The 4,634-nt window shown below is 39.0% G+C and carries 5 protein-coding genes; 2 read left to right on the top strand and 3 right to left on the bottom strand.

From position 1 onward, the window contains the following. Positions 1 to 182: 182 nt before the first annotated feature. Together NXH67_RS06500 and NXH67_RS06495 are read left to right on the top strand one after the other, a co-directional pair. Complete coding sequence (locus NXH67_RS06500; protein WP_272796816.1) at positions 183 to 905, top strand: LytR/AlgR family response regulator transcription factor; 723 nt, start codon at positions 183 to 185, stop codon at positions 903 to 905. After that, positions 902 to 2,191, top strand: a complete 1,290-nt coding sequence (locus NXH67_RS06495; RefSeq protein WP_272796815.1) for a GHKL domain-containing protein — start codon at positions 902 to 904, stop codon at positions 2,189 to 2,191. The genes NXH67_RS06500 and NXH67_RS06495 overlap by 4 nt, the downstream gene beginning before the upstream one ends. A gap of 267 nt (positions 2,192 to 2,458) precedes the next feature. Here the strand turns inward: NXH67_RS06495 and NXH67_RS06490 are convergent, their stop codons facing one another. The 3 genes from NXH67_RS06490 to NXH67_RS06480 form a co-directional block, all read right to left on the bottom strand. Then, positions 2,459 to 3,073: a PBECR4 domain-containing protein gene (locus tag NXH67_RS06490; protein ID WP_022780027.1), complete on the bottom strand. Its 615-nt coding sequence runs from the start codon at positions 3,071 to 3,073 to the stop codon at positions 2,459 to 2,461. Between the two features lie 254 nt (positions 3,074 to 3,327). Further along, complete coding sequence (locus tag NXH67_RS06485) at positions 3,328 to 4,224, bottom strand: hypothetical protein (protein ID WP_272796814.1); 897 nt, start codon at positions 4,222 to 4,224, stop codon at positions 3,328 to 3,330. Between the two features lie 127 nt (positions 4,225 to 4,351). After that, positions 4,352 to 4,634: hypothetical protein (locus tag NXH67_RS06480; RefSeq protein WP_272796813.1), on the bottom strand; the 283-nt coding region annotated here is incomplete at its 5' end.

The following is a 4,634-nucleotide window of genomic DNA, read 5'->3' as shown; positions in this document are numbered from 1 at the left end:
CATCCCAACAATCCTCCATGCCTTATTATACCACACAATACCATAAAATACCATATATAAAAACATAAAATTTGACATAAAAAATGCAGACCACAAGCGGCCTGCAAGGTATAATTTATTCATTCAACTGTCAAACTCCCGCGTAATTTACAATCATCTATAGAATGCTGTACAATAAGCCTATGAAACAATTACTTGTAGCCATTGTGGAAGATGATAACGAGTACTCCTCTTTCCTTGAAAAATGCCTTTCAAGATACGGATCTGAGAAGGGTTTTATTTTTAATACCCAAATTTTCAATAAGGCCGAAACATTTTTGGATAACTACAAAAAAGCTTTTGACATCGTATTTATGGATGTTGACCTGGGAAAAGGATTTTTGAACGGTATGGACGCCGCCAGGAAACTGAGAAATATCGACGATACAGTCATCTTGTTCTTTGTGACCAACATGCCTCAGTTCGCCCCTGAGGGATACAGTGTGAATGCTCTTGATTACTGTTTAAAACCCATCATCTACAGCAATCTTTCTGTCAAAATTGACAAAGCGATCAAGCTCCTTTCAAATAGAAGCGGTCAGCCTGTTAAGATAAAAGAAAAAGAGGGAACAAGAATAGTTTCTTCCAATGATATAATGTACATCGATGTAATGGGCCATGATCTTATGTTCCACACTGTTGACGGCGTCATAGACTCCTATGGTGGCTTAAGTGAAAGAGAAAATGAGCTGTCCGGATGCAATTTTGCAAGATGCAGTGCCTCCGCCCTGGTTAACCTTTCCTATGTTACAGGGCTGTACGGAGATGAGATCGCTGTTGGCGGTGACAGGATAAAAATAGGCCGTTCTAAGAAGAAGGCCTTTATGGAGCAGCTTAACATGTATCTTGGAGGGGGATATAAATGATCTTTGATTGGTTAAACAGCTATAGAGCAGTTGGTTACTTTCTTGAAATTTTTATCGCAGAATTCTTATTCGTATATTCTTTAAAAAAACGAGCTTTGTTTTATCCAAAGCTCATTTCTTTTCTCATCATCTCTGTTTTTCTGATGTCCTTTGTGGACCTTTATCAGACCGCATCCACTTTCATCAGACTTATGTATCTTCTTATTGTGATCGCAGTAAGTATACTAGGAATCTGTATTCTTTTTGACGCTCCGTTTCTGATTCTTTTCCCAGCCTGTATAGCCGGAGTTGCTACGCAGCACATTGCAAATAAGGTGCTTACACTTTTCATGCTCATACCTGCGTTTAGTAAGCTTTCATGGTTCTCGTCATTCTATATTCTGTCAGATCTGTGCGTGGTTTTTGTAGTTTATCTTCTTACCTATCTTCTTCTTGCAAGGCATTACAAACCTCAGAATAGCTCCATGCGCTTAAATGCCGTTTCCGTTCTTATCATCATAACCTGCATCGGAGTTAACAGACTGATTGCCGATCATCCGGGAGGGAACATATTTTATGAGGCAGCATCCTGTATCTATGCGATCATATGCTGTATCCTTGCCCTTGTCATCCAGCTCTATCTCTACAGATGGCAACAGCAGAAGGCCGAGGCTCTAGTTGTAAAAGAGCTTCTTACTGCCTCGGAAAAGCAGTACGAACAGTGGAAAACAATGGTAGAATTCATCGGTGTGCAGACCCACGACCTCAAGCATATGCTTGACCGTATTGAGAGACTCGCCGACAAGGAAAATCTAGATCTTCCTGATCTTGGTCCCATAAGAGAATCCGTTTCCAACTTCTCTCCTCTTGTTAAAACAGGTAATGACGTTCTGGATGTACTTCTTCGCAACATGAGCACTCTCTGCACCCGTCAGCACATCCGCTTTAACTGCGTCAGCTACACTGATTGCCTTGGAAAATATGACAGTATGTCTCTGTATTTTTTGTTTGCCAATGCCATCGACAATGCAAGAGCTGCTGCGGATCTGGTCACCAATTCCGACAAACGCCTCATAGATGTGAGCCTCAAGCAATTTGGTGATTCTGTTGTGATACATATTTGGAATTATTATGAAGGAAATATAGTCTTTGAAGATGAATTGCCGGTCAGAGACGTCGGCAGTGCCGGAACCGGCTATGGAATCAAGAGCATCAAGCTGCTTGTAGACAAGTTCGAAGGAGCCCTCAACACAAATACGGAGAACGATATCTTCCACTTAAATATCATTCTTCCGTTAAAAAGCTGAAACCATGTCCAAAGAAAGCTATCTGCAGAATAAGGTGTCCTATTAGGTCACTCACTTGGTCACTTTTTTGAAAAGTGAAAATAAAAAAGCCGTTAAACAAGCGGCTTTCAATGCAATCGGAGTGACGTGATTCGAACACGATTGTAAAAATGCCAAAACCCGCATGGAAAGGAGGTTTGACAACACCGACTGACCGAAAGGTCAAACAACTGGTCAAACATCTTCCTCGTCATCAATGAATAACTATATTCTTCAATAATCATTGCATCACATATTTAGCTGATCTGGTGAGAAATCTTTATACCTATACAAAACAGTTCTCTCGCCAGTCTCAAAATTTATCTTTTCTTTCCAAAGGGTAGTAAGCTTTACATGTCCTTGCGTTCTATCAAATTCAGGGTTAGCCACAAATGACCTACAGTAGTATTCTTCATCAGATTCTTCGACTCTATCAAGATATACAAAGAACTGTCCATTCTCCAACTCCGAAGTCAGAAACAACTCAGCTTCTATCTTACCACTGCCTTTCATCGATTTTCTGAATCTAAATACTATATTGTCTTCGTCAAATATCCGTTCTAGAAGATAAAGATAATCCACTTTATTCTGAACGCATCCACTTTGGTAAAAATGAGATTTTTTCAGTTCATCTTCTAAAACATCTCCTGTTAAAGCCATATCAAAGGTTCTATTTCCACTTTCACTGTGAATTTTCAAATCACGTAACTGACCAATTCCTTCAAGATGATGAAACTCTTCCTTAGAAAAATGAACTCTGACTTCAAATCCTTTTCCCTTATAACCAAGACAAAAATAATACTCTATACCAAGCAGATTATTGTATGCATCTGCGTTTTTCTTAATCTTATTTACTACTTCCACATATACCTCCATAATTAAAGCCCCGACAGTAACGTCGAGGCTTTAATTATAAGTGTTTTCTTTTCAGCTTACGCCTAACTGGCTCGCGGTTGTCACACTAAACCCGCCCATAGACTCCATGTATCCCCCTGCCAGTAGGGATTTACACTTCATAGTCAACAGATGCTCTAGTCATCTGTTTGTATCATCATAATACATATTTCCTGAGATAAAGTCAATTATTTAACTGCTATATTTTTCTTAAATTTCTTTGTCTACAATCTACTGCTCAGTTTCAATATCTCATTTACATCTTTGGATATAATATCGTCAATATCTGAATTCCTTTGCAAAGGATATTGAGTCGTGTATACAGGTCTCATTATTTCTTCATATTGTGCTTTATACTTATATACTGAGTCCTTATCGTTTATATCAAGTGATTTTATACTATCACGAAGTTTATTAATAAGATCATTGTTTGTAGCAATATCTGTGCTTGCATACTCATTAGTTGATTTTCTTACTTCATTTGGCACATGAACCTCAATGCCAAAATATTTTCCGGATTCAGGATCATCATTGGTCTTGGTTTTCTTATTTGCCAGCATCCTTTCCTGAGTTCTGATCAGGTTATGATTATAGTCTTTCATAGCCCGGCTAATAGCTTTTGCCTGAGCTTCATTAAATCCTTCAGTAGCACATTTATCAACAACCTTATGCGCTACTTCCATCTTTGCATAATCTCTGTAACTGAGATATCCATTCTTTAACTGACTTCCGACACCTGTTATCAAATCTCTTGCTGCAGATAACTCCTCATCATTAAATGAAGCTCCGCCAATTTTATATACCCCCTCTGCATTTTTGCTTACCGGTATGTCTTTTTCATATAACGCGCTGACAGGATGATTATTCCAGGAATCTCTTACTTTTTCCAATTCTTCAGCACCTAAAGCAGAAATAGACAAAGTAGCTGCCGTATCTGAGAAAGCAGTATTTATGTTAGATTTATCACTTAGTTTATCGGCGACAGCGTTCTGTAAGCCACTGCTCTCATCCTTGTTCACAGACTTTGACTGCACCTCGTCACGCTGCAACTTTGCAGCATATATTTCCTGACTAATGTCTTTTACCTGTCTGTTCACTGAAGTTATATTGATTCCTGCCATAATCATCTACCTCCTTGTACATGATTTGTGAATATCACAAGGGTTTCTCTTTTTCCTTTCGGCATCAATCCTTTATCAGATAATACTAATGTCACCAATAGCATCATCTATGTCATGAATAGCATTCTTATATCTGACTGTCAACAGCGCTGCCCTTAACATCATTTGAAAGTAAGCTCAGCTTATTGAGGATATTCGTAATTTCAGAATTAACAGCATTCTGCGTATCCTCCATAGATGCACTCTCAGAAATAATAGTTCTCTGGGCATCCTCTGCTCCCATGCTGTCAGCTTCTGCACGTTCTCTTCTTGCAATAGCTCTTTTGGTATCAGCACTGGTTCTCTGGCTCTCTGCAGCGTGTTCCTTGATATTCTCTATCATTTCCTGCTGCATAGCTTCTTTTTCGAGT

This window comes from Butyrivibrio sp. DSM 10294 (genome assembly GCF_028539135.1).
Lineage (GTDB): Bacteria > Bacillota > Clostridia > Lachnospirales > Lachnospiraceae > Butyrivibrio.
Note: the sequence above shows the minus strand (reverse complement) of the source record. Positions and strands in the feature narration are given on the sequence as shown.

What these genes read in the sequence shown, in the direction of transcription:
- NXH67_RS06495 (WP_272796815.1), top strand. Translation starts at nt 902, where the DNA reads ATGATCTTTGATTGGTTAAACAGCTATAGAGCAGTTGGTTACTTTCTT.
- NXH67_RS06500 (WP_272796816.1), top strand. Translation starts at nt 183, where the DNA reads ATGAAACAATTACTTGTAGCCATTGTGGAAGATGATAACGAGTACTCC.
- NXH67_RS06485 (WP_272796814.1), bottom strand. Translation starts at nt 4,224, where the DNA reads ATGGCAGGAATCAATATAACTTCAGTGAACAGACAGGTAAAAGACATT.